Genomic DNA, 21893 nt, shown 5'->3' with positions numbered 1-21893 from the left:
AAAAATTTCATCATTGCGTTTTTCGCGTTATACTCCCACTTACTAGTTGAGCTAATTGGTTGGTGGGAGAGAAGTTTTGCAAGCTTCAAAAGAGTGGCAATGGATCCGCTGCACAGAAAGGAACAGGTTGTTAATTGATTTGGGTGACGAGCTTCAGCTTTGCACGCCTTTTCGGTTGCGCCACCTTACTGAAGACTCAACCGCTAATCCCAATTTTAGTCTCAGCGAAGCTGAATTTTATCAGAGTGTATTTTCCTACCTTTGCGGTTTTGGTGTTTGGAATGAGCCCAGATGCTGCCAAATCGCTTTAAATGCAACTGCGGCTAAGTTTCATCTGCAACCGATGCAAGCAAAAAGCTGGTTTTTTAAGCCATATTTTGGTGGTGAACCTGTGAGTGAGGCGGTTGTGTGTTTAAATTCCAAGTTAAGCCGCGGCGAGTTTCTAATTATAGAACATGATGGTCAGTCAAGTCTTTGTTTAAGCTTGAACGAGCAATTTATTCTTGATGAGGGAATAGAGCTTGAACAATTTCAAGCGATAAAAGTACTGAACGATCGGTTAGCGCCTCTTGTGTTAACACACCGAGTTCATCAAAGCGCATAGCCAATTTCATCCCATCGTTTTATTGACCAGCAATTATTTCCTGTATTAATCTGTACCTAATTTGAGTTGTTTGTTGATCTAGGAAACAGAATGCGCTGCCTCTGCGATAAAACATTAAAACTAACTTATGCCGACGCTGAAGGACATTGCGGTTATCAATGTCAGTCATGCGGTGCCATTTGGTTGCCGCGCAAATTGATTGATTCCATTAAATATACTTATCATTTTAGTTATACCGATTTTATTGCAAAGCGGTCGTTGGTTGAGCGTGACGTTTTACAATTATGCCCTGATGATGGTCATACACTTAAAGACTATACGCTCTTTGAAGCTAGTTTTAGTGAGTGCGGGTGCTGTGGTGGCGTGTGGTTTGAAAAAGGGGAGCTCCATAACTTACTGCAAAATTACCAAAGCAGGAACTCGAACATAAGCGCGCTAGATAAGTTAGATTTTCTGAACTTGCTAAATTTTTAACGTAATTTATCCCCATACAACCAAGCTCAACTAATAACTAACGATAACTTGTGTGTTATACTGCGCCCAGTTGAAATTTAAGGGTATTCAAATTGCAATTTATCGCATTGACATCTATTGGTGTAGAGCAGTTACTGGTTGAAGAATTAACCGAGTTTGGTTTTGAAATAAACAAGCAAACCGTTGGTTCAGTTAAGTTCACAGGTGCTAATCTAGACGTACAAAAGTTCTGTATGATGACACGATTTGCAACGCGCGTGATGTTGCTTATTGATGACAAACCAGAAGTGAATGACAAAGATTCTCTCTACAAGTTTGTTCGTTTTCAGGCATGGCAAGATTGGTTTAGCCCAAAGCAGACCTTTGCAGTAGAGTTTAATGGTACGAATAATGCGCTTAAAAATACGCAATTCTCTGGCTTGGTGGTTAAGGATGGGATCGTTGACTACTTCAATGACCTGTTTGAGCAACGTCCAGATGTTGACAAACAGACACCGGATATTCGCATCATAGCGAAATTATCTAAGCAAGGCTGTGCGCTATATATCGATTTCTCGGGACCTCGCTTATCTGATAGAGGTTATCGTGACAAACAAGGTAAAGCGCCAATTCGTGAACATTTAGCGGCAGCGCTGGTTAAACGTAGCGGCTGGCTTGAAGATACTAATAAGCCGCTTTTTGACCCCTGCTGTGGTTCTGGCACGTTACTAATTGAAGCGGCATCTATGGCGCTTGGCTTACCTACTAACCTTAATAAAGATTTTGCCTTTAAACGCTTGCCGAGTTTTCGTGAAAGTAAGTTCACCGAGCTTAAAGCACAATTAAAGGTACAACCAGAGCACAAGAGCTTATGGCTGATCGGTAGTGATATCGATGAACGTGTGCTGTCAATTGCTGAGCGTAATGCCAAGCGCGCAGGCGTTGAGTCACATATTAAGTTTAAGTTTGAAGATGCCAATCACCTTAGCCTTGCTGCTAAACGTCCTGGCACTGTGCTGAGTAACTTGCCTTATGGCGAACGTCTAGGTGGTATGGCTGAAATTATTACGCTATATCGCAATATGGGTATCGCCTTTAAAAAGCACTATAAAGACTGGAATTTGGCGTTACTTGCGAGTGAAGAAAGCCTATTAAAAGTGCTAAAACTAGCGCGTAAAAAGTCTTATAAATTCAAAAATGGCCCACTCGATGTGCTGCTTAACTTGTATGAAATGAATGAAATGCAGGTACAGCAAAATAAACAGAACAGTGGGCTTAATTTTGAAGGCTCGACTGCGTTTGGCAACCGCTTGAAGAAAAATCTACAAGGCTTAAAATCTTGGCTGAAAAAAGAAGACGTTAACGCGTATCGTGTTTATGACGCGGATATCCCTGAGTACAATGTTGCGGTTGATGTATATAACGACAACGCAGTCATCTTTGAATACAAAGCGCCAAAAGAAATTGACGATAGCGTTGCACAAAAACGTTTGCAAGACGTGATCACACTGACCGCCGAGCAGCTTAATATCGACCCGCTGAACATCGCGGTAAAAGTAAGAAAGCGCCAAAAAGGTCAAGAACAATACAAAGCCCTAGACAAGCAAAACCGTACTGAGGTAGTAGAAGAGTACGGTGCTAAGTTTAAGGTTAACCTATTTGATTATCTCGATACTGGTCTATTCCTTGACCACCGTTTAGCCCGCAAGTTTATTCAGCAACATTCGAAAGATAAACGCGTGTTGAATCTATTTGCATACACAGGTAGTGCTTCTGTGCACGCTGCAGTTGGCGGTGCTAAGTCTGTTACCACAGTAGATATGTCAAAGACCTATCTAAAATGGGCTGAGGAAAACTTTGAGCTAAATGGTTTGAAGAATCCACGTTTCAGATTTGAGCAAGCGGATTGCTTAAAATGGCTTGAAAGAGCAGTTGGTCAATATGATTTGATATTCTTAGACCCACCAACATTCTCTAACTCTAAACGTATGTCTGACGCATTTGATGTACAAAGAGATCATTTAAAACTATTTGGTTGGGTAAAGAAGATATTAGCACCGAACGGTGTACTACTGTTTTCTAACAACAAACGCGGATTTAAAATCGATGAAATGGGACTTGCGGCACTTGGCCTAACCGCTGAGGAATACTCATCGCAAACCTTGTCTTTGGATTTTAAGCGTAACAAACAAATTCACAACAGCTGGTTGATCCGTCATGATTAAATGTACTTTATTTCACACCGATGGTTGTCATCTTTGTGAAGAAGCATTGGCGATGTTAATTCAATTTTTGCCTGAAGCCGAAATTGAACTAGTCGATATCGTCGATAGTGAAGAGACGATGACGGAATATCAATATAGAATTCCAGTGATTAAAAAAGGCGAGACAGGTCAGGAACTTGGCTGGCCTTTTACTCAACAACAACTACAAGAATTTATAGAATAATATGGATCTCATTCGAATTGCTAAAGCCCAATTAGCTTTTGGTTCACACCCTATACTTGACCAAGCTGATGCCGTTATTGAATCAGGCGAGCGCGTTTGTATTGTGGGCCGAAATGGTGCCGGTAAATCAACGTTACTGAAAGTACTTGATGATCAAGTTCAACTTGATGATGGTGAAATCAACCGTGTTGGTGGATTAAAAGTTTCAAGGCTAGAACAAGACCCACCAAAGGGCGCAAATGGGTCGGTCTTTGATTATGTTGCAAACGGTTTACCTGATGTTGCTGAGCTACTCATTGAATTTCATGAAGTCAGTGAAAAACTACAAACCAGCCAGTCAGATAAACTGATGACCTCGCTTGAGCGCCTGACTCAGCGATTGGAAAGCGAAGATGCGTGGCGTTTTGAGTCACGGATCAAGCAAGTGCTTAGCCAGTTGCAATTAGATGCGAATATGCGCCTAGAAGAACTCTCAGGTGGCTGGCTACGCAAAGTTGCACTGGCCAAAGCCTTGGTGAGTGACCCAGATTTACTGTTACTCGACGAGCCGACTAACCACCTTGATATGCAAAGTGTCATCTGGCTTGAGCAATTCCTGAAAGAGTTTAAAGGAGGGATCGTGTTTATCTCTCACGACCGTGCCTTTATTCGCGCAATGGCGACTCGAATTTTAGATTTAGACCGTGGCAAGTTGGTTTCATACCCTGGAGATTATGCGCAATATCTAGAACAAAAAGCTCATGATTTAAAAGTGGAAGAGCAACAGAATGCCTTGTTTGATAAAAAGCTTGCCGAAGAAGAAACCTGGATAAGGCAAGGGATCAAGGCTCGCCGAACCCGTAACGAAGGGCGTGTGCGAGCACTAAAAGCGCTTCGTGTTGAGCGCAAGCAACGCATCGAGCAACAAGGCAAGACAGATTTCAACATCGAGACGGCAGATCGTTCCGGTAAGTTGGTCTTTGAAGCGAAACATTTAGACAAAGCATTCCAAGAAAAATGCATTGTGAAGGACTTTTCAACGCTGGTGATGCGTGGCGACCGTATTGGCTTGGTCGGTCCTAATGGAGCAGGAAAAACTACGCTGTTAAAAATGCTTTTTGGTGACATTAAACCTGACGCAGGCAGCGTAAAACAAGGCGTGAACCTGGAAGTTGCGTACTTCGACCAATACCGTGAAAAATTGGATGAAGAAGCAACTGTGCAGGATAATGTCGCAGAAGGTAAGCAAGAAGTAATGATGGGCGGCCGCTCACGTCATGTGCTTGGCTATCTGCAGGACTTTTTATTTCCGCCTGCGAGAGCTCGAACCCCTGTAAAGGCATTATCAGGCGGTGAAAAAAACCGCTTATTGCTTGCAAAGCTCTTCCTTAAGCCTTCAAATATTATTGTGCTGGACGAGCCAACCAATGACTTGGATATTGAGACGCTTGAGTTACTTGAAGAAATCTTAAACCAATACCAAGGCACGGTGTTAGTCGTCAGCCACGACCGAGAGTTTATCGATAATACCTGCGGCAGTGTGTGGGCGTTCGAAGGCGAGGGCTTGGTGACAGAAATTGTTGGCGGTTATAGTGATTTTGAACTGTACCAGCAAAGACGAGAGCAGCAGAAGAAAGAGGCACAAAAGGTTCATCAAGAAAAACAGCAACAAGCCGAGACTAAAAAAGCAGCTGCACCAGCTCGTTCAAATAAGCTGAGTTACAAATTAAAACTTGAATTAGAGTCGCTGCCCAGTAAAGTAGAGGAACTTGAAGAGGCTGTGAATAAACAACAAGCACTGGTCAGCGATCCAGACTTCTTTAAACAAGATCAAGAAACGACCCACAAGGCATTGAACCATTTGACTGAGCTAGAGTCGAAGCTGGAAGCCGCGTTTGAACGCTGGGAAGAACTAGAAGCATTACAGAATCAGCAGTAAGGATTAAAATGAAATTTAAACTTTTAGCCGCGAGTGTCGCCGTAGCCCTTTCACAACAAGCGGCCGCTGCCACCTATCAGTTAACTGAATTACCAAGACATGATAATAGTAAATATAGCTACGTGTCGGACGCAAATGAAGCTGGAGACGTGATTGGTCATGCTTCCAATTTATTTGGTGTTAAGATTGATGTGTCATATATCGACTTCGATGATTCAACACTGAAAAGCGATTATGACAGTGTAAAGAAGCAATATGAGCAGATAGAAGAAGAAATTACCTTCACCTTAGATGATATTCAAAATAACGATGCTGCAAATACCAACGCACAAGCTCATGCATTTATGCTTTATCACTTAAGTCGAAGAGGGGCTAATCAATTTCAAACTGTTGTTCAAGCAATCTCTCTTACGTACAACAACAATACTGCTGAAGAATTTGTAGTATATGATGAACAATCTCCTGATTACGAAGGCCTAACTCGCTCGGTCACTAACTATCTTACAAGCATCGCAGAAGACGGTACGATAGTGGGCTGGGGCTCTGCACCTTTTAAAAAGATAACTTTTACTCCTGAGGGTGAAACAGAAGAAGAAACTTATTTTGTACGCGATTGGCGAAATAAAGGAATTTTGGTAACTCCTGCTGGTGAGAAAGTTAGGCTGGAGCCCGCATTTACTGAGCATGGCGGTATTTCTATCGCGACGGACATCAAGCAAACTAACGAAGGTGGTTATATTGTCGTCGGGCAAAGCTCTACGTCATTATCTCAAAGAGCAATCGAAAATATAGCGGATGATTGTGATGGTGTAGATGAGCCAGTGGATGTTTGCATCCAGAGTATCAGCACTCCATATCACACTAGGGCATATAAATGGACTTTTGATAACAACTTTAATTTAGTTGATGCAACAGATTTAGGGCTCGGTTTTACGCCTGATGAAGATAGTGAAATTGCATACTCTAGTATTGCTGTTGCGACTAACTCGGATGGGTTAACCGTTGGTTACTCTCGAGTACGTAGACAAAGAGATGATAGACTACTGCCATATGAACAAGCTGTTTATTTCGAAGACGGTGAAATCAAACGAGTTAGAGAAGTTGAGAGCTTTATTGAATATAGCCAAGCAGTCGATGTGAATGACAACGGTACCATAGTTGGTGTATTTGGACGTTTCAGTGGAGGTTCTAGAGACTATGACGCAACTGGCTTCTACTTTAATACTACAAGTGCTGAGTTTAAGGAGATGCCCACATACTTTGAAGGTTCAGCAACAGCAATAAATGACATTAACAATAATGGCTTTGTTGTTGGTCAAGGTGTGATTGAAAAGAGTGGTTCAAACCGTCGTCGTGAAGCCTTCTTATATGAAATCGGGGCGGAAAAGCTAGTAAACATTAATTCTCTTCTTCCCTGTAAGAGCGATACCTTCCCTTACACGATTGCGGAAGCAGTAAAAATTACTGACGATAACAAGATCTATGCGATTGCCACCAAAACGGTTGAAAGACGCAATACACTTGGTGAAATTGAGAAGGACAGCAAAGGTGAGACTGAGTATGAGTCGGTAAGCTTACCGGTTCTACTTACGCCAATTTCTGGTGAACCTGAAAGCTGTACACCACCTGAAGCAGAGACATATGAGCGTCAATCTGCAAGTTGGTCTTGGCTTAGTTTACTCGCGCTACCACTAGTGGCGCTGAGAAGACGTCGTAAAGCCTAAAGTACAATTTATACGATAAAAAAGCCCGGAAGGGCTTTTTTTGTGTTTGAAAAGAAATATTCGCAAATTCAATTCGATATTTAATTCAAGCGATAAAAATCTTAACTATACTGGTATTAGCCTTGGCCGCGACTTTGCCACGCTTTATTCACTGAGCGTCGCCACAGGTAGTCGATACCGAAAAAGCCGATAATGGCGGCAAGTGTTGCGCAGATCAAAGAGCCGACGATAAATGCAGGCCCAATCGTTGTTAGGCTTTGTGCAAGCCATTCCCAACTTGCCTCAAAATGGAATGGTTGCTGCTCTTGACCAAGAGCAAATACACCGACTAGGTATGAGCAGTAAAATATAGGCGGCATCGTAAGTGGATTGGTGATCCACACGAGTGCAATAGACAAAGGCAAGTTAACGCGAAATGGAATCGCTAGTGCTGCTGCCAGCACCATTTGAAAAGGAACAGGGATGAATGCGAAAAATAGCCCCACCGAGAATGCGCCGCGTGCTGAGCGCCGGTTTAAATGCCACAGGTTGGCATCATGCAGTAACTTACCAAAGATTTTTAATGATTTCTGTTGTTTGATTTTATTATGATCAGGTAAAAAGCGTTGAATCGTTTTTTTCGCCATTTGCAGCTGCCATCTACTTGGATTCTGATATGTTTTGGAATAATTCTGGGTTGCTTCAGTGCAGTATTTCTTCTCGACAATTGGCGATCAGCCGCAATAAGCATATTCCTCTACTTCATGGGCCGCTATTCTAAGCTTTTTTGTCCTATATTGGCAGGATTTATTTTAGGGATTTCCATTGCTATTGGTCATTACTTTGTTTTTTATCAGCTAAAAATACCAGAAATGTGGCAATCGCAGCTTGTTACTGCTTCGGGTAAAGTTATTGAGGTTGATAATTCTGTGATTGGTGAAGCGTTAAAGGTAAAGCTTGAGCAAGTTGATGGCTACCAATTTGCCCGTTGGCGTACAGTAAACGCAAAACTCTATCGTAACTCATCCACGCCTATGTTGCGTGTCGGTGACCACATTGAATTTACGGTAAAACTTAAGCGTTATCGTAGCCGAATTAATATCGGACTTTTTAATGCTGAATTGCATGCGTTTAGGAAGCATATATATTTTAAGGGCAGCATCAAAACAATCAAGTCGGTAGTGAAGGACACTACGTGGCGAGATAACTACCGCTTATTCATAGATAAAAAGCTTGATGGGCGCAGCTATGCTTGGCTGTACTATATTTTATTAACTGGCGATACAAGCAAAGTCGACTTCGAAAACAAAACACAATTTAGAAGTCTTGGCTTGAGCCATCTGTTAGCGATTTCAGGGCTGCATATCGGAATGGTATTTGCCATCGCGTTTTTGCTGATAAAAGTCGTGCTGTATTGTATCCCGGTAATAATTCCCCAAGCAGCTAACTTACATCAATGGTGTTTGGTTTTTGCGTTACTGTTGTGTTTTGGTTACGTCATTCTCTGCGGTTACAGCGTATCGGCGACTCGAGCTTTAATCATGGCAATGGTGTGGGTTGCTTGTTACCTCTTTGCTGTGCGCCTTAAAGCGCTTCAGGTGCTAACAGTTGCGTTGACCATCGTCTTGATAGTAGACCCGTTTTCACTACTCAATCCTGGTTTATATTATTCCTTTTTTGCGGTTGCTATCATCGTAACGTTAGTGACAAAAGTTGGCAGAGGTTTAGGTGCAAAGCTACTTGCCTTAATCAAGTTGCAGCTTGCGTTATTTATCTGTCTGTTGCCACTCAACCTGTATTTCTTTTCCGGTGCGAGTATTATCTCATTGGTTGCGAACATCATTGTGATCCCGTTGGTTTCCATCGTGGTATTTCCGCTACTACTGCTTCATGTTACTGCGCTGCACGCTATTGGTTGGCAACTTCCACTTCATTTAGTTGATAATGTGTTAGTGTTTCTTTTTGAGCTGTTGCAAAGCGCTCCACTAACTTGGGTAGATATACCCGGCGTTTCGTCCATGTTTCTAATAACCAGCTACTTAAGTGCTTTGCTGCTGTATTTATTCAGAAATTATCTTGGTTTATTACCCATATTGTTTTTCCTCGTTCAGTATCAATTTCGAGCCTCTCCGCTATGGCAAATCGATATCTTTGACGTGGGTCACGGAACGGCAGTGTTAGTTTCTCGCAATAACAAAGGGCTGCTCTATGATGTGGGGGCCAAGTATTTTGGTTATTTTTCGATGTTCGAGTTTGTGATCAAACCTTATCTTTTGAATAATCGAATTACGCTGCAAGATACCATCATTAGTCATAATGATGGCGACCATAATGGTGGCGTTGACGACCTCATAGTCTATGACGGCGGAAAATCGTTACAGCGTTTTCACCCTGCAAGTCCAGCTGATAGTTGTGTGCTAGGAACACATCAATTTCAAGGGCTAGACGTATCTGTGATCTGGCCTCAAGAAGTGTCGAACAATGACAATAATAATTCTTGTGTGGTTCGTATCTCTGATGGGCGTTTTACGCTTTTATTACCAGGAGATATTGAGAAAATAACCGAAACTAAGCTGCTTAACATTGAAAAAGAAGCACTCAAGGCCGATATATTACTGGTTCCGCATCATGGTAGTGGCAGCTCTTCAAGCGAGCAGTTTATTCAAGCGATTGACCCTGATATAGCGATATTTTCTCGTGCCTTTTATTCGCCGTGGAAAATTCCCAATGAGAAAGTGATTGAAAGATACCAAAGAGTAGGGAGCACACTATTGGATACCGCCTTAGATGGCCATATAAAGATCTCAATTTTTGCTCAAGAAATTACAGTTGAACGAGCTCGGGAAGTGGAAAATTACTGGTTTCTCAGATAATCCATTCAGTTTTAACGATTTGAAAGTTACAATAATGCCATATAGAAAAGTAGAGGCTGGCAATGCAACCAACCGACAAGCAGATTTACGCTAGATTATTTAGCTATGTAAAAGATTTTAAACTCGCTGCCGTATTTTCAGTAATTGGCATGATAGGGTACGCTGCGATGGACGCTTCGTTCGTTGCCTTAATGGATCCGTTTATCGATGAGGGTCTCACTGCAGGCAATCGCGATGTACTAAAATTGGCTCCCTTTGTTGTCATCGCGCTAGTTATTGGACGCGGCATCTTTAATTATATGGCATCGTATTGCTTGTCTTATGTCGGGTCGCAGGTTGTGCGTGCTTTGCGACAGCAACTATTTGAACACATGTTGTATCTACCAGTGTCGTTTCATGATCAACACTCTAATGGTGAAATGATATCAAAAATCACTTTTGATACGGAGCAGGTACAGCAAGCCGTCACTAAGGCACTTCAAGTGCTGATCCGTGAAGGTGCATTTGTATTTTTCCTGCTCATTACGATGTTTTATGCAAGTTGGCAGCTATCGCTCATTTTCTTAGTTGTGGTACCGATCGTGGCGGTGATCGTTACTGTGGTGTCTAAGCGCTTCAAGAAAATCTCCAAGAATATTCAAGATGCGATGGGAGAAGTGACGAAAAGCTCTGAGCAAATGATGGCGGGTCATAAAGTCATTCATGGCTTTGGCGGCCAAGAAAAAACCATCTCTCACTTTGCTAAAGTTAATAATCATAACCGTCAGCAACGCGTAAAAATGGATGCGACTAAAGCGCTGAGCGTATCTATCATCCAAATCATAGCGGCGAGCGCAATGGCGGTGATACTCGCGATTGTCGCGATGCCTACTATGGTAGACAAAATTTCATCGGGCACTTTTGTCACTTTGATCACCTCTATGATGATGATGCTGCGTCCTTTAAAACAACTTGCCAATGTGAATAGCGACCTGCAACGCGGGATCTCTGCGGCGAAAAGTGTGTTTGCGGTGATTGATCTTGAAAAAGAAAAGGACACTGGCACTCAGTCTTTATCTCGTGCTCAAGGTAACCTACAAGTCAAAGACTTAACCTTTACTTATCCATCTAAAAACGATCCGGTGATTGAGTCATTAAACCTTGAAATCAAAGCTGGGCAGAGTATTGCGTTGGTAGGTAGAAGTGGTTCAGGCAAATCAACTATCTCTAATCTATTACCACGTTACTATGATATTGAAGCGGGCAGTATTGAGTTAGATGGCACGAACATAAATGATTACCAGCTTGCGGATCTACGCGCGCAGTTTTCCATCGTGTCGCAGCAAGTGGTGTTGTTTAATGACACCATTGCAAACAATATTATGTACTCGTTAAAGCAACCCTTATCGCAAGAAGCCCTAGAAAAAGTAGTAAAACAAGCCCACGTCTGGGAATTTGTTAAAGATCTTCCTGAGGGCCTAAATACCGTTGTTGGTGAAAATGGCGTGATGCTTTCTGGCGGACAACGACAACGTATCGCTATCGCGCGTGCTATTGTGAAAGATGCACCTATCCTTATTTTAGATGAAGCAACATCAGCATTAGACACAGAATCTGAGCGTTTGATCCAACAAGCGTTAGAAGAGCTGATGGCCGACAAAACAACCATAGTAATTGCCCATAGGTTATCGACAATCGAGCGTTGCGACTGCATCTATGTGCTAGATAAAGGTAAGATCATCGAACAAGGCAAGCATGCTGAATTGGTCGCGCAGGAAGGGGTTTATCATGCACTTTGCAAAATGCAGTTTGGTGAGCAATAAATGGCATCCAAAATAGAGCAAAGTTGGTATAAAAAACCGGGACTACTAACGCTATTATTGCTTCCGCTAAGCCTGTTATTTGGACTTATTAGCTCGGTGAGAAAGGGGCTTTATCAACTCGGCTTTTGCCCTGCGTACCGCTCGCCTGTTCCGGTTATTATTGTCGGTAACATCAGTGTGGGCGGTAACGGCAAAACGCCATTTGTACTTTGGTTAGTCCCTTTTCTTGAAAATCTTGGTTTTAAGGTTGGGGTGATCAGTCGAGGCTACGGTGCAAAACCCAGTTTAACCCCATTTTTGGTCACTGAAGCGACCTCAACGGAAGAGGGCGGTGATGAACCTTGTTTGCTCGCCAAACGATTGAAATGCCCAGTGATGATTGGTGCTGATAGACAAGCCAGTATTGAAAAATTATTGGGTAATAGCGATGTAAACATCATCGTCAGCGACGATGGGCTACAGCACTATAAATTGGCACGAGATATTGAGTTCTGTATTGTTGATGCTGTGCGACGCTTTGGTAATGGCTTATGGATGCCAGCAGGGCCGCTTAGGGAATTACCTAAGCGTATTCAGAGTGTTGATCTTGCCGTATATAATGGTGGATGCGAAAGTTATTCCTACACGTTAGAGACCGTTGGTTTTTTTCGTGTTACAGATGATAGTCCAGCATCCAATATTGAAATGGCTGGCGCTTCAGTCTGTGCTATCGGCAATCCCGCGCGATTTGAAAATACGCTACGAGATAGGGGGATTGTTCTGAGTGAAAGCCTACATTTTGCGGATCATCATCCATATCAAGCGTCCGACTTCGCGCAAATCGATAACGGCGCTATTTTTATGACAGAGAAAGATGCGGTAAAGTGTCGCACTTTTGCAAAAGATAATTGGTATTACCTCAAAGTAGATGCCAAACCTACATCAGCGCTTGAAAAAGCGGTATTAAATTTACTTAAAAAGAAAGAGATTTATCATGGCCTTTGATACCAAATTACTAGAAATAATTGCCTGCCCAGTATGTAAAGGCAAATTAAGATATGACAAAGAAAACAAAGAGTTGATCAGCACAGCAGCTAAGCTTGCTTATCCAATTAAAGATGATATTCCTGTGTTATTGGAAAACGAAGCGCGCGAGCTGAGCAGCGATGAGGTTGAGCAGTGGAATTCGTAGTCGTTATTCCGGCGCGTTATGCTTCAAGCAGGCTGCCTGGTAAACCACTTGCTGATATCGGCGGTAAACCAATGATCCAGCGTGTTTACGAACAGGCGATTCAATCTGGTGCGGCAGCGGTTTATATCGCAACCGATCACAGTGCGGTATTTGAGGCAGCGCAAAACTTCACTGATAATGTGCTCATGACGCGTGAAGATCACCAATCTGGAACTGAGCGACTCGCCGAAGTTGTTGAACAACTGGGGCTGAACGAACAAACCTTGGTGGTCAATGTACAAGGTGATGAGCCACTGCTAGAGCCTGATAACATCGCACAAGTGGCAGCACTACTGCACCATTCTGATGCACCGATGGCGACTTTGTGCGTTGATGTGGAAGATGTGGAAGAGGTGTTGAATCCGAATGCGGTGAAAGTGGTGTCTGATATTCAAGACAACGCACTGTATTTCTCTCGCTCGTCTATTCCGTTTCAGCGTAACAGCATGTTAACGCTCGACAAAAATAGCATTCCAGTGAGCCATTTTAAACGTCATGTTGGCATATATGCCTATCGTGCGGGCTTTATTCAAACCTATTTATCGCTAAGTGTTTCACCGCTAGAGGTGCAAGAGTCACTAGAGCAGCTACGTGTGCTGTATCATGGATACAAAATTAAGGTCGCTAAAGCGGTTAAGCCGGTGCATGCTGGAGTGGATACCCCCGAAGATTTGGCACGGGTTCAAGAGATACTGAATGGAAAAGTTTAAGCTCATTGCAGACGAGATAGACTATGTGGTTGCATACAAACCACAAGGTTTGAGCTTCCATAGTGAGGACGGTGCAGGTTTTGTTGCCTTACTGACGGAGCAACTAGGCTATCCCTTATTTGCGGTTCACCGCCTCGATAAAGTCACGTCGGGACTCATCCTTTTAGCGAAGTCTAGTGAGGCTGCAAAGCAGCTGACGAGCCTGTTTTCCGCTCGAAAAATAGATAAATTTTACCTGGCGTTAGTTAGTGTGAAACCGAAGAAAAAGCAAGGTTGGATAAAAGGCGATATGGCTAAGTCGCGCAGAGGCACCTATAAACTGATTAAAACTAAGCTAAATCCTGCGGTGACTCGATTTTATTCATGCTCTGTTGCGACCAACCTACGCGCTTGTATTGTCAAACCGTTTAGCGGTAAAACACACCAAATTCGGGTGGCACTAAAAAGTATCGGTGCACCAATTTTAGGTGATTTAGCCTATAGTGGAGAGCCTGCGGATAGAACGTATCTTCATGCATTTTGTCTTGAATTTGAATGGCAAGGTATACATCAACGCTATCAAGCTGCGCCTGAAGGTGATGGTGCATTTGGCCATTTATTGGCACATGAAATCTTTGCAAGTTGGCAAAATCCAAGTCAATTAGAGTGGTAACATGACGGATTCGAATAGAGAACTAAGATTTGGCGGTATTGGTCGGTTATACGGTAACGCCGAGTTGGAAGCATTAAGTAAAGCACACTTTTGTGTCATTGGTATTGGTGGCGTTGGCAGTTGGGCTGTAGAAGCGCTAGTGAGAACGGGTATAGGTAAAATAACGCTTATCGATATGGACGATATTTGTGTAACCAACATCAACCGTCAGTTACATGCTCATAGCGAAAGTATCGGGATGCAAAAGATTGAAGCAATGCGAGATCGCTGTCTTGCGATTAACCCAGATTGTGAAGTTACCCTGATCGATGATTTTCTGATGTTAGATAACATTAGAAACTACATTCAAGGCTTTGATTATGTTATCGACTGTATCGACGCGGTTAAAGAGAAAGCGGGGCTAATCGCACATTGTAAGCGCAATAAAATACCGGTGATCACCACAGGTGGTGCAGGCGGTCAAACCGATCCGAGTCAGATCCAGTATGGGGATGTGGCAAAGACGACCCATGATCCGCTGCTGGCAAAAGTACGCTATATTCTCAGAAAACAATATAACTTTAGCGATAATCCAAAACGTAAATTTGGCGTCGATTGCGTGTATTCCACAGAGCAACTCGTTTACCCAAGTACCGATGGCACCGTGTGCAAAGCAAAGCAACAAGCTGAAGGTGGGAAAAACATGGACTGCGCCACCGGGTTTGGCTCTGCCACTATGGTAACCGGGAGTTTTGGTTTTTTTGCGGCGTCCAAAGCAATACGTAAGTACCTCGATAAACGAAGCAAAAGCAGCGAATAAGTGTGCTCGTTTGAGCACCTTAATTCACGTTATTTTAATATCTCCGCCTGCACTTGGATCTGTTCAACAATCGCACGGATACCATTACCTCTTGATGGGCTTAGGTGAGCAATTAATCCAAGCGACTCAAACAGTTCATAAGCATTAAACTGGCTTGCTTGTTCTGGCGTTTTACCTGCGTACGCTGCAATGATGATTGCAAGTAAGCCTTTGACAATACGCGTATCTGAGTCGGCAATAAGTACAAGCTGTTGCGCGCTTTCATCTAAGTCAACATAGAGCCAAACTTTACTATCACAGCCTGACACTAATGCTGAGTCGACTTTCAGTGCATCAGGAAGCTCAGGAAGTTGTTTTCCTAGCAGCATAATTTCACGGTATTTGGCTTGCCAGCCGTGACTTTCGGATAATTTTTTTGTGATATGTTCGATATTCATAAGTCTAATCTAGTAATTCGATTGTGGCATTTAATGCATTAATAAAATGCTCAATATCGTCTTGGTTATTATAAAAAGCCAAACTTGCACGTACAGTCCCATTAACCTTGAGCATTTTCATTAGCGGCTGAGTACAATGGTGTCCGCTTCTCACTGCTACGCCGTATGTATTGAGTAGTGTGGCAAGATCGTAGTGGTGTTCGTTTTTATAGTTAAAACTGACGACGCCAACATTGTTTTGTGTATCGCCATAAACCGTGATGCCTTTAATCTGTCTTAGCTTTGCTAAAAGGGAGTGATAGAGCGCTTGCTCAAAACGTTGAAGTGCACTTGGATCAATCTCGTTTACATAATCTATCGCTGCGGCAAATCCGATAACGCCAGAAATATTGGGAGTGCCGGGCTCAAACTTGCCAGGTGCCTCTCGATAGCTGGATCGCTCAAAACTCACTTCTTTTATCATTTCGCCGCCGGTTTTGTATACGGGGAGCGCATTTAGTTGCTGGTATTTACCATAAAGTCCGCCGACACCTGTTGGTCCAAGCGCTTTATGAGCTGAAAAAACATAAAAGTCGCAATCCAGCGCCTTCAGATCAGGTCTTAAATGCAGTAAAGACTGTGCGCCGTCGATAACCGTGATGGTACCCAAGGCTTTGCAAACCGAGATGAGCGACTCAACTGGATGAATATTCCCAAGTGCGTTTGAAACATGGCCCATCGCTAACACATCAGGTTTATGCTGCTTTAACATCGCAATGGCACCTTGCTCATCGAGGACGCCGTCTAACATAGGTAACACCAGTAAAGTTGCGCCGGTACGCTGACAAGCTTCTTGCCAAGGCACTATGTTAGCGTGATGTTCAAAGGGACTGATGGCAATTACACTGTCTGAAGTGAAGCGTGCACTCAGGCCATGAGCCAACAAGTTTAGTGATTCAGTTGCGCCGCTGGTCCATACTATTTCTCGTGTTTCAACATTTAAAAAATTGGCAATTGTTTCTCGGGCACTTTCATAGCGAACGGTGGCGTTTTCACTAAGCGTGTGTAAACCTCTATGTACGTTTGAATTCTCATTTTGATAAAAAGTTTTTATGACATCAATGACTTTGTTCGGTTTTTGCGCAGTTGCAGCAGAGTCAAGATAGCAAAGCGGCTGCCCATCGAGTTGTTTGTTCAAAATTGGAAAGTCGTTGCGCAGAGATTGGATGTCAGTCATAACGTACCTGAGTTAATTGAGCAGCGCGATTCTAACGAATACGCGGCGATATTAAAACAAAAAAGGCCGCATTAAGCGGCCTTTTCAAACACCATAACGAGATTATCTGTCGTTTTGTGTTTTGTAGTCGCGAGACGTGTAGCCTTTGTAAAGCTGACGCGGACGACCAATTTTGTGTCCTGGCTGAGAAAGCATTTCGTTCCAGTGTGAAATCCAACCCACAGTACGAGACATCGCGAAGATAACTGTAAACATGCTTGTTGGGATACCGATTGCTTTAAGAATGATACCTGAATAGAAGTCTACATTCGGGTATAGCTTCTTCTCAATGAAGTAAGGGTCTTCTAGGGCAATCTGTTCAAGTTTCATTGCAACGTCAAGCAGTGGATCTTGAATGTTTAGCTCTTTAAGCACTTCGTGACACGTTTGACGCATTACTGTCGCACGTGGGTCAAAGTTTTTATAAACGCGGTGACCAAAGCCCATTAGACGGAACGGATCGTTCTTATCTTTTGCTTTTGCAACGTACTCGTCAATACGATCAACAGAGCCAATTTCTTCAAGCATAGTTAAACATGCTTCGTTTGCGCCGCCGTGTGCAGGGCCCCAAAGTGATGCAATACCTGCCGCGATACACGCGTAGGGGTTGGCACCTGAAGAGCCAGCAAGACGAACTGTTGAAGTTGACGCGTTTTGCTCGTGATCTGCGTGAAGCATGAAAATACGATCCATTGCTTTAGCAAGTACAGGGCTGACGTTGTAGTCTTCAGCTGGCACAGAGAACATCATGTGGAGGAAGTTTTCTGCGTAGCTCAAGTCGTTACGTGGGTATACGAACGGTTGGCCAACGTTATATTTGTACGCCATTGCAGCAATTGTTGGTAGCTTAGCTACTAACTTGATTGCACAACGCATACGTTGATCTTCGTCAGAAATATCCAAATCTGAGTGGTAGAACGAAGATAACGCACCAACTACACCACATAGCATTGCCATAGGGTGTGCATCTACACGGAAGCCTTGGAAAAACGCAGCAATCTTCTCGTGCATCATTGTGTTGCGAGTGATCTCATCTGAGAACTCAGCTAGTTGTTCTTCGCTTGGTAGTTCACCGTTTAATAGTAGGTAGCAAAGTTCAATATAGTTAGAATTTTCAGCAAGTTGCTCAATTGGATAACCGCGATGAAGCAGTACACCTTTGGCACCGTCAATGTAAGTGATAGACGAGTCACAAGAGGCAGTCGACATAAATCCTGGGTCATACGTAAATAGGCCGTGAGCACCTAAAGAACGAACGTCAACTACGTCTTGACCAGCTGTACCTTCGTAAATTGGTAACTCAATCGGATCGTGACCATCAATATGGACTGTGGCTTTTTTATCTGCCATCTATTTGTCTCCTATTTAATAACAATATTCTGATTGTTATGTTGTGATACTAATGTTAAGCAAATTCAGATCATTCTAACTTATAACCTAGGTTAAAAGTCAATTTTTCTGTGATTTATGCATAAATGTATAATAAATATTCTACGACGATTAAATATTAGACCATTCGCTAATTCGCAAGCGTCTCTATCTAAACAAGAATTGTAAAAGGGCGCATAGCCTTATATACTGTCAACGGTTTTATACCGTATCGTCTGTGGGTAAACCTATTTTTACATCAATTTTTACACTCGAGTGAACTTTTTGGTGTCCTAATTGGTTTATCTAGAGTGTGCCACCTACATTTGCAATATGTAGGTGGGTTTCATAAAAACAAGTAGATGAGCTCCTTTGTGGGCAAAGATGGGCAAGTAACTGTGAAAAAGCAAAGACCTGTAAATCTAGATCTTACGACTATATCTATGCCGCCAACGGCTAAAGCGTCGATTCTTCACCGTGTCACCGGTGTTGCTTTCTTCTTCGCTTTGACCTTTGTGATTTGGGCTTGGTCTGAATCCCTTTCTTCTCCTGAAGGCTTCGAGTTTGTAAAAGAACTGATGTCTGGCTTTATCGCGAAATTCATCGCGTGGGGCACCCTAACTGTATTGTCTTACCACATCATCGGTGGTATCCGTCACATGATCCAGGATATGGGACATTGGGAAGAATTAGAATCAGGCAACAATAGCGCGAAGATTGCACTAGCACTTTGGGTTATCGTAGCAATTTTGGCTGGAGTATGGATATGGTCTTAAATCAAGCGACTCTAAAGCGTGATGGCGTACAAGACTACGTGTCACTACGTACAACTGCGTTAATTATCCTAGCTTACGCGGTATTCATCGTAGGCTATCTTCTAATTACTCCTGAACTAACTTATGAAGCTTGGTCAGGGTTGTTCTCAAATTTAGCTGTGAAAGCAGCAACGATGATCACACTAGTATGTATCATGGTACATACACGCATCGGTTTGTGGCAGGTTCTAACTGACTACGTTAAGAACTCAACAACTCGCACTATTCTTGGCTTTGTATTAAACCTTATGGCTTTAGCTTACGTAGCTATTGGTCTGTTTGTTCTGTGGGGTGTTTAAGTGAAATATAACGTACGTGAATTTGACGCAGTTGTAGTCGGTGCAGGCGGTGCGGGTATGCGCGCGGCACTTGCTATCTCGGAATCAGGCAAAACTTGTGCTCTTATTTCAAAAGTTTTCCCAACTCGTTCTCATACAGTATCAGCACAGGGTGGTATCACCGTTGCGCTAGGTAACTCTCACGAGGACAACTGGGAATGGCACATGTACGATACGGTTAAAGGTTCTGATTACATCGGTGACCAAGACGCTATCGAGTACATGTGTAAAACAGGTCCAGAAGCTATCACTGAACTTGAGAACATGGGTCTACCGTTTTCTCGTTTTGAGAATGGTCGCGTATATCAGCGTCCTTTCGGTGGTCAGTCGAAAAACTTTGGTGGCGAGCAAGCTGCACGTACAGCAGCCGCAGCGGACCGTACTGGCCACGCGTTGCTACACTGCCTATATCAGCAAAACGTTAAAAACAAAACAAACGTTTTCTCTGAGTGGTATGCACTAGATCTAGTAAAAAATGATAATGGCGATGTAGTGGGTGTCACCGCAATCGACATCGAGTCAGGTGAAATCACTTATTTCAAATCAAAAGCAGTTGTTCTTGCAACTGGTGGTGCGGGTCGTATTTTCGCATCAACAACTAACGCGCACATCAACACGGGCGATGGTGTTGGTATGGCGGTTCGTGCTGGCATTTCAATGCAAGACATGGAAATGTGGCAGTTCCACCCGACAGGTATCGCCGGTGCGGGTGTGCTAGTAACAGAAGGTTGTCGTGGTGAAGGTGGTTACCTTCTAAACAAAGATGGCGAGCGCTTCATGGAGCGTTATGCGCCAAACGCGAAAGACCTAGCGTCACGTGACGTTGTTGCACGTTCAATGATGACTGAGATCCGTGAAGGTCGTGGTTGTGATGGTCCTTGGGGTCCGCACATCAAGCTGAAGCTTGACCACTTAGGTGCTGAGACACTTAACTTACGTCTTCCTGGCGTTTGTGATCTAGCGAAGACATTCGCACACGTAGACCCAGCAGAAGAGCCAATTCCAGTAATCCCAACTTGTCACTACATGATGGGTGGTGTACCAACTAACGTTAACGGTCAAGTGCTAAACGTAGACGGTCAAGGTAACGAAAAGATCGTTGAAGGTCTATTCGCAGTAGGTGAGATTGCGTGTGTATCTGTACACGGTGCAAACCGTCTAGGTGGTAACTCACTGCTTGACCTTGTCGTATTTGGTCGTGCGGCGGGCAACTTCCTTGGTACTTACTTGAAAGATGCTGAAATCGCTAAAGAAGCGAGCAACGATAACGTAGACGCAGCACTTGCGCGTACTAACCGTTGGGAAACTTCTGCGAAAGGTCAGGGTGAAGATCCTGTACAAATCAAGAAAGATCTACAACGTTGTATGCAGCTTAACTTCTCGGTATTCCGTGAAGGTGACGCAATGGCTGAAGGTCTTAAAGAACTTAAAGAAATTCGTGAGCGTCTACAGTACGCACGTCTTGACGATAAGTCTGCTGAATTCAACACGCAACGTATTGAGTGTCTAGAGTTAGATAACTTGATGGAAACAGCGTACTCGACAGCGGTTGCTGCGAACTTCCGTACGGAAAGTCGTGGTGCACACTCTCGCTTCGATTACCCAGAGCGTGATGATGAAAACTGGTTGTGTCACTCGATTTACAACCCAGAGTCTGAGTCTATGAGTAAGCGTGAAGTTAACTACGCGCCTAAGACTCGTGAAGCATTCCCACCGAAAGCACGTACATACTAGGAGCTAAGCGATGGCAACTTTAGAATTATCTGTTTATCGTTATAATCCTGATGAAGATGCGGCGCCACGCATGCAAGACTATTCTCTAGAAGTAGAGGAAGGTCGTGACATGATGGTGTTAGATGCTCTTATGCAGTTAAAAGAGCAAGATCCATCTTTATCTTTCCGTCGTTCATGCCGTGAAGGGGTATGTGGTTCTGACGGTATTAATATGAATGGTAAAAATGGTCTTGCATGTATTACTCCAATTTCTGCTTTGCAGAACGGTGGTAAAGGCAAGGTCGTCATTCGTCCATTACCAGGTCTTCCGGTGATCCGTGACTTAGTAATCGACATGAGCCAGTTCTATACGCAATACGAGAAGGTTAAGCCATTCTTGATCAACGACAAGCCAACTGGTGGTGAAGAACGTCTTCAGTCAATTGAAGAACGTGAAAAGCTAGATGGCCTGTACGAATGTATTCTTTGTGCATGTTGTTCAACGTCTTGTCCTTCTTTCTGGTGGAACCCAGACAAGTTCATCGGTCCTGCGGGTCTTCTACATGCTTATCGTTTCTTGGCTGATAGCCGTGATACAGCGACAGAAGAACGTCTTGCTGGTCTTGATGATGCGTTCAGCGTATTCCGCTGTCACAGTATTATGAACTGTGTTAGCGTATGTCCAAAAGGCCTTAATCCAACTAAGGCAATTGGACAAATTAAATCAATGTTGTTAAACCGTTCGGTATAACACATACTACTAGCTAAGATGGCAAGCAAAAGCTTGCCATCTTG

21 protein-coding genes are annotated in these 21893 nt (G+C 43.4%); 17 read left to right on the top strand and 4 right to left on the bottom strand.

Annotation, left to right across the window (positions count from 1 at the left end; all coding sequences use genetic code 11):
* Window positions 1-76: 76 nt before the first annotated feature.
* The 6 genes from MHN32_RS01735 (at window position 77) to MHN32_RS01710 (ending at window position 7147) form a co-directional block, all read left to right on the top strand.
* Window positions 77-604, top strand: coding sequence for a cell division protein ZapC domain-containing protein (locus MHN32_RS01735; protein WP_081489945.1), 528 nt, complete (start codon window positions 77-79; stop codon window positions 602-604).
* A gap of 90 nt (window positions 605-694) precedes the next feature.
* The gene (locus tag MHN32_RS01730; RefSeq protein WP_239420746.1) at window positions 695-1078 is read left to right on the top strand and encodes a zf-TFIIB domain-containing protein; all 384 of its coding nucleotides are present in this window, start codon (window positions 695-697) and stop codon (window positions 1076-1078) included.
* Window positions 1079-1170: 92 nt separating this feature from the next.
* On the top strand, window positions 1171-3282 hold the full coding sequence (rlmKL, locus tag MHN32_RS01725; protein WP_239420745.1) for a bifunctional 23S rRNA (guanine(2069)-N(7))-methyltransferase RlmK/23S rRNA (guanine(2445)-N(2))-methyltransferase RlmL: 2112 nt from the start codon (window positions 1171-1173) through the stop codon (window positions 3280-3282).
* Entirely contained in the window at window positions 3275-3505 is a 231-nt protein-coding gene (locus MHN32_RS01720) for a glutaredoxin family protein (RefSeq protein ID WP_010371514.1), read from the top strand. The genes rlmKL and MHN32_RS01720 overlap by 8 nt, the downstream gene beginning before the upstream one ends.
* Window position 3506: 1 nt before the next feature.
* Window positions 3507-5423, top strand: coding sequence for an ABC transporter ATP-binding protein (locus MHN32_RS01715; RefSeq protein ID WP_010371512.1), 1917 nt, complete (start codon window positions 3507-3509; stop codon window positions 5421-5423).
* 8 nt (window positions 5424-5431) lie between these two features.
* Complete coding sequence (locus MHN32_RS01710) at window positions 5432-7147, top strand: DUF3466 family protein (protein ID WP_102056717.1); 1716 nt, start codon at window positions 5432-5434, stop codon at window positions 7145-7147.
* Between the two features lie 116 nt (window positions 7148-7263).
* Here MHN32_RS01710 and MHN32_RS01705 read toward each other — a convergent pair whose 3' ends face one another.
* Window positions 7264-7773 carry a DUF2062 domain-containing protein gene (locus MHN32_RS01705; RefSeq protein ID WP_010371507.1) on the bottom strand — a complete coding sequence of 170 codons (510 nt, stop codon included), beginning with the start codon at window positions 7771-7773 and terminating at the stop codon, window positions 7264-7266.
* On the opposite strand from MHN32_RS01705, the gene MHN32_RS01700 reads away from it, so the two are divergent.
* From MHN32_RS01700 to tcdA, 7 genes are all read left to right on the top strand, one after another.
* A complete protein-coding gene (locus tag MHN32_RS01700) occupies window positions 7753-9999 on the top strand; it encodes a DNA internalization-related competence protein ComEC/Rec2 (RefSeq protein WP_343224369.1) in 2247 nt (748 codons plus the stop codon). The two genes, MHN32_RS01705 and MHN32_RS01700, sit on opposite strands and share 21 nt — an antisense overlap.
* Window positions 10000-10061: 62 nt before the next feature.
* On the top strand, window positions 10062-11801 hold the full coding sequence (msbA, locus tag MHN32_RS01695; protein WP_239420744.1) for a lipid A export permease/ATP-binding protein MsbA: 1740 nt from the start codon (window positions 10062-10064) through the stop codon (window positions 11799-11801).
* Window positions 11802-12785 (top strand): tetraacyldisaccharide 4'-kinase, encoded by a 984-nt coding sequence (gene lpxK, locus MHN32_RS01690; protein ID WP_206472839.1) that lies wholly within the window; start codon window positions 11802-11804, stop codon window positions 12783-12785.
* Window positions 12775-12972, top strand: a complete 198-nt coding sequence (locus tag MHN32_RS01685) for a Trm112 family protein (RefSeq protein WP_010371492.1) — start codon at window positions 12775-12777, stop codon at window positions 12970-12972. The genes lpxK and MHN32_RS01685 overlap by 11 nt, the downstream gene beginning before the upstream one ends.
* A complete protein-coding gene (gene kdsB / locus MHN32_RS01680; protein WP_174168950.1) occupies window positions 12960-13721 on the top strand; it encodes a 3-deoxy-manno-octulosonate cytidylyltransferase in 762 nt (253 codons plus the stop codon). The genes MHN32_RS01685 and kdsB overlap by 13 nt, the downstream gene beginning before the upstream one ends.
* Window positions 13708-14373, top strand: a complete 666-nt coding sequence (locus MHN32_RS01675) for a TIGR01621 family pseudouridine synthase (protein WP_237116149.1) — start codon at window positions 13708-13710, stop codon at window positions 14371-14373. Before kdsB ends, MHN32_RS01675 begins: the two co-directional genes overlap by 14 nt.
* A 1-nt stretch (window position 14374) precedes the next feature.
* Window positions 14375-15172 carry a tRNA cyclic N6-threonylcarbamoyladenosine(37) synthase TcdA gene (gene tcdA, locus MHN32_RS01670; RefSeq protein WP_239420743.1) on the top strand — a complete coding sequence of 266 codons (798 nt, stop codon included), beginning with the start codon at window positions 14375-14377 and terminating at the stop codon, window positions 15170-15172.
* A 29-nt stretch (window positions 15173-15201) separates the two neighbouring features.
* On the opposite strand, the gene MHN32_RS01665 is transcribed toward tcdA, so the two are convergent.
* From MHN32_RS01665 to MHN32_RS01655, 3 genes are all read right to left on the bottom strand, one after another.
* Entirely contained in the window at window positions 15202-15609 is a 408-nt protein-coding gene (locus MHN32_RS01665; RefSeq protein WP_239420742.1) for a SufE family protein, read from the bottom strand.
* 4 nt (window positions 15610-15613) lie between these two features.
* The gene (locus MHN32_RS01660; protein ID WP_239420741.1) at window positions 15614-16825 is read right to left on the bottom strand and encodes a cysteine desulfurase; all 1212 of its coding nucleotides are present in this window, start codon (window positions 16823-16825) and stop codon (window positions 15614-15616) included.
* Between the two features lie 102 nt (window positions 16826-16927).
* The gene (locus MHN32_RS01655; RefSeq protein WP_010371472.1) at window positions 16928-18214 is read right to left on the bottom strand and encodes a citrate synthase; all 1287 of its coding nucleotides are present in this window, start codon (window positions 18212-18214) and stop codon (window positions 16928-16930) included.
* Window positions 18215-18630: 416 nt separating this feature from the next.
* On the opposite strand from MHN32_RS01655, the gene sdhC reads away from it, so the two are divergent.
* From sdhC to MHN32_RS01635, 4 genes are read left to right on the top strand one after another with little or no spacing between them, the layout of a single operon-like run.
* The gene (gene sdhC, locus MHN32_RS01650) at window positions 18631-19008 is read left to right on the top strand and encodes a succinate dehydrogenase, cytochrome b556 subunit (RefSeq protein ID WP_125252744.1); all 378 of its coding nucleotides are present in this window, start codon (window positions 18631-18633) and stop codon (window positions 19006-19008) included.
* The gene (gene sdhD / locus MHN32_RS01645; protein ID WP_010371467.1) at window positions 18999-19346 is read left to right on the top strand and encodes a succinate dehydrogenase, hydrophobic membrane anchor protein; all 348 of its coding nucleotides are present in this window, start codon (window positions 18999-19001) and stop codon (window positions 19344-19346) included. The genes sdhC and sdhD overlap by 10 nt, the downstream gene beginning before the upstream one ends.
* Window positions 19347-21119 (top strand): succinate dehydrogenase flavoprotein subunit, encoded by a 1773-nt coding sequence (gene sdhA / locus MHN32_RS01640; protein ID WP_010371464.1) that lies wholly within the window; start codon window positions 19347-19349, stop codon window positions 21117-21119.
* Between the two features lie 10 nt (window positions 21120-21129).
* Complete coding sequence (locus MHN32_RS01635; protein ID WP_102056724.1) at window positions 21130-21849, top strand: succinate dehydrogenase iron-sulfur subunit; 720 nt, start codon at window positions 21130-21132, stop codon at window positions 21847-21849.
* Window positions 21850-21893 lie beyond the last annotated feature (44 nt).

This window comes from Pseudoalteromonas sp. Of11M-6 (assembly GCF_022347905.1).
GTDB lineage: Bacteria > Pseudomonadota > Gammaproteobacteria > Enterobacterales > Alteromonadaceae > Pseudoalteromonas.
The sequence above is the reverse complement of the archived record's forward strand: the minus strand, read 5'-3'. Positions and strand labels throughout refer to the sequence as shown.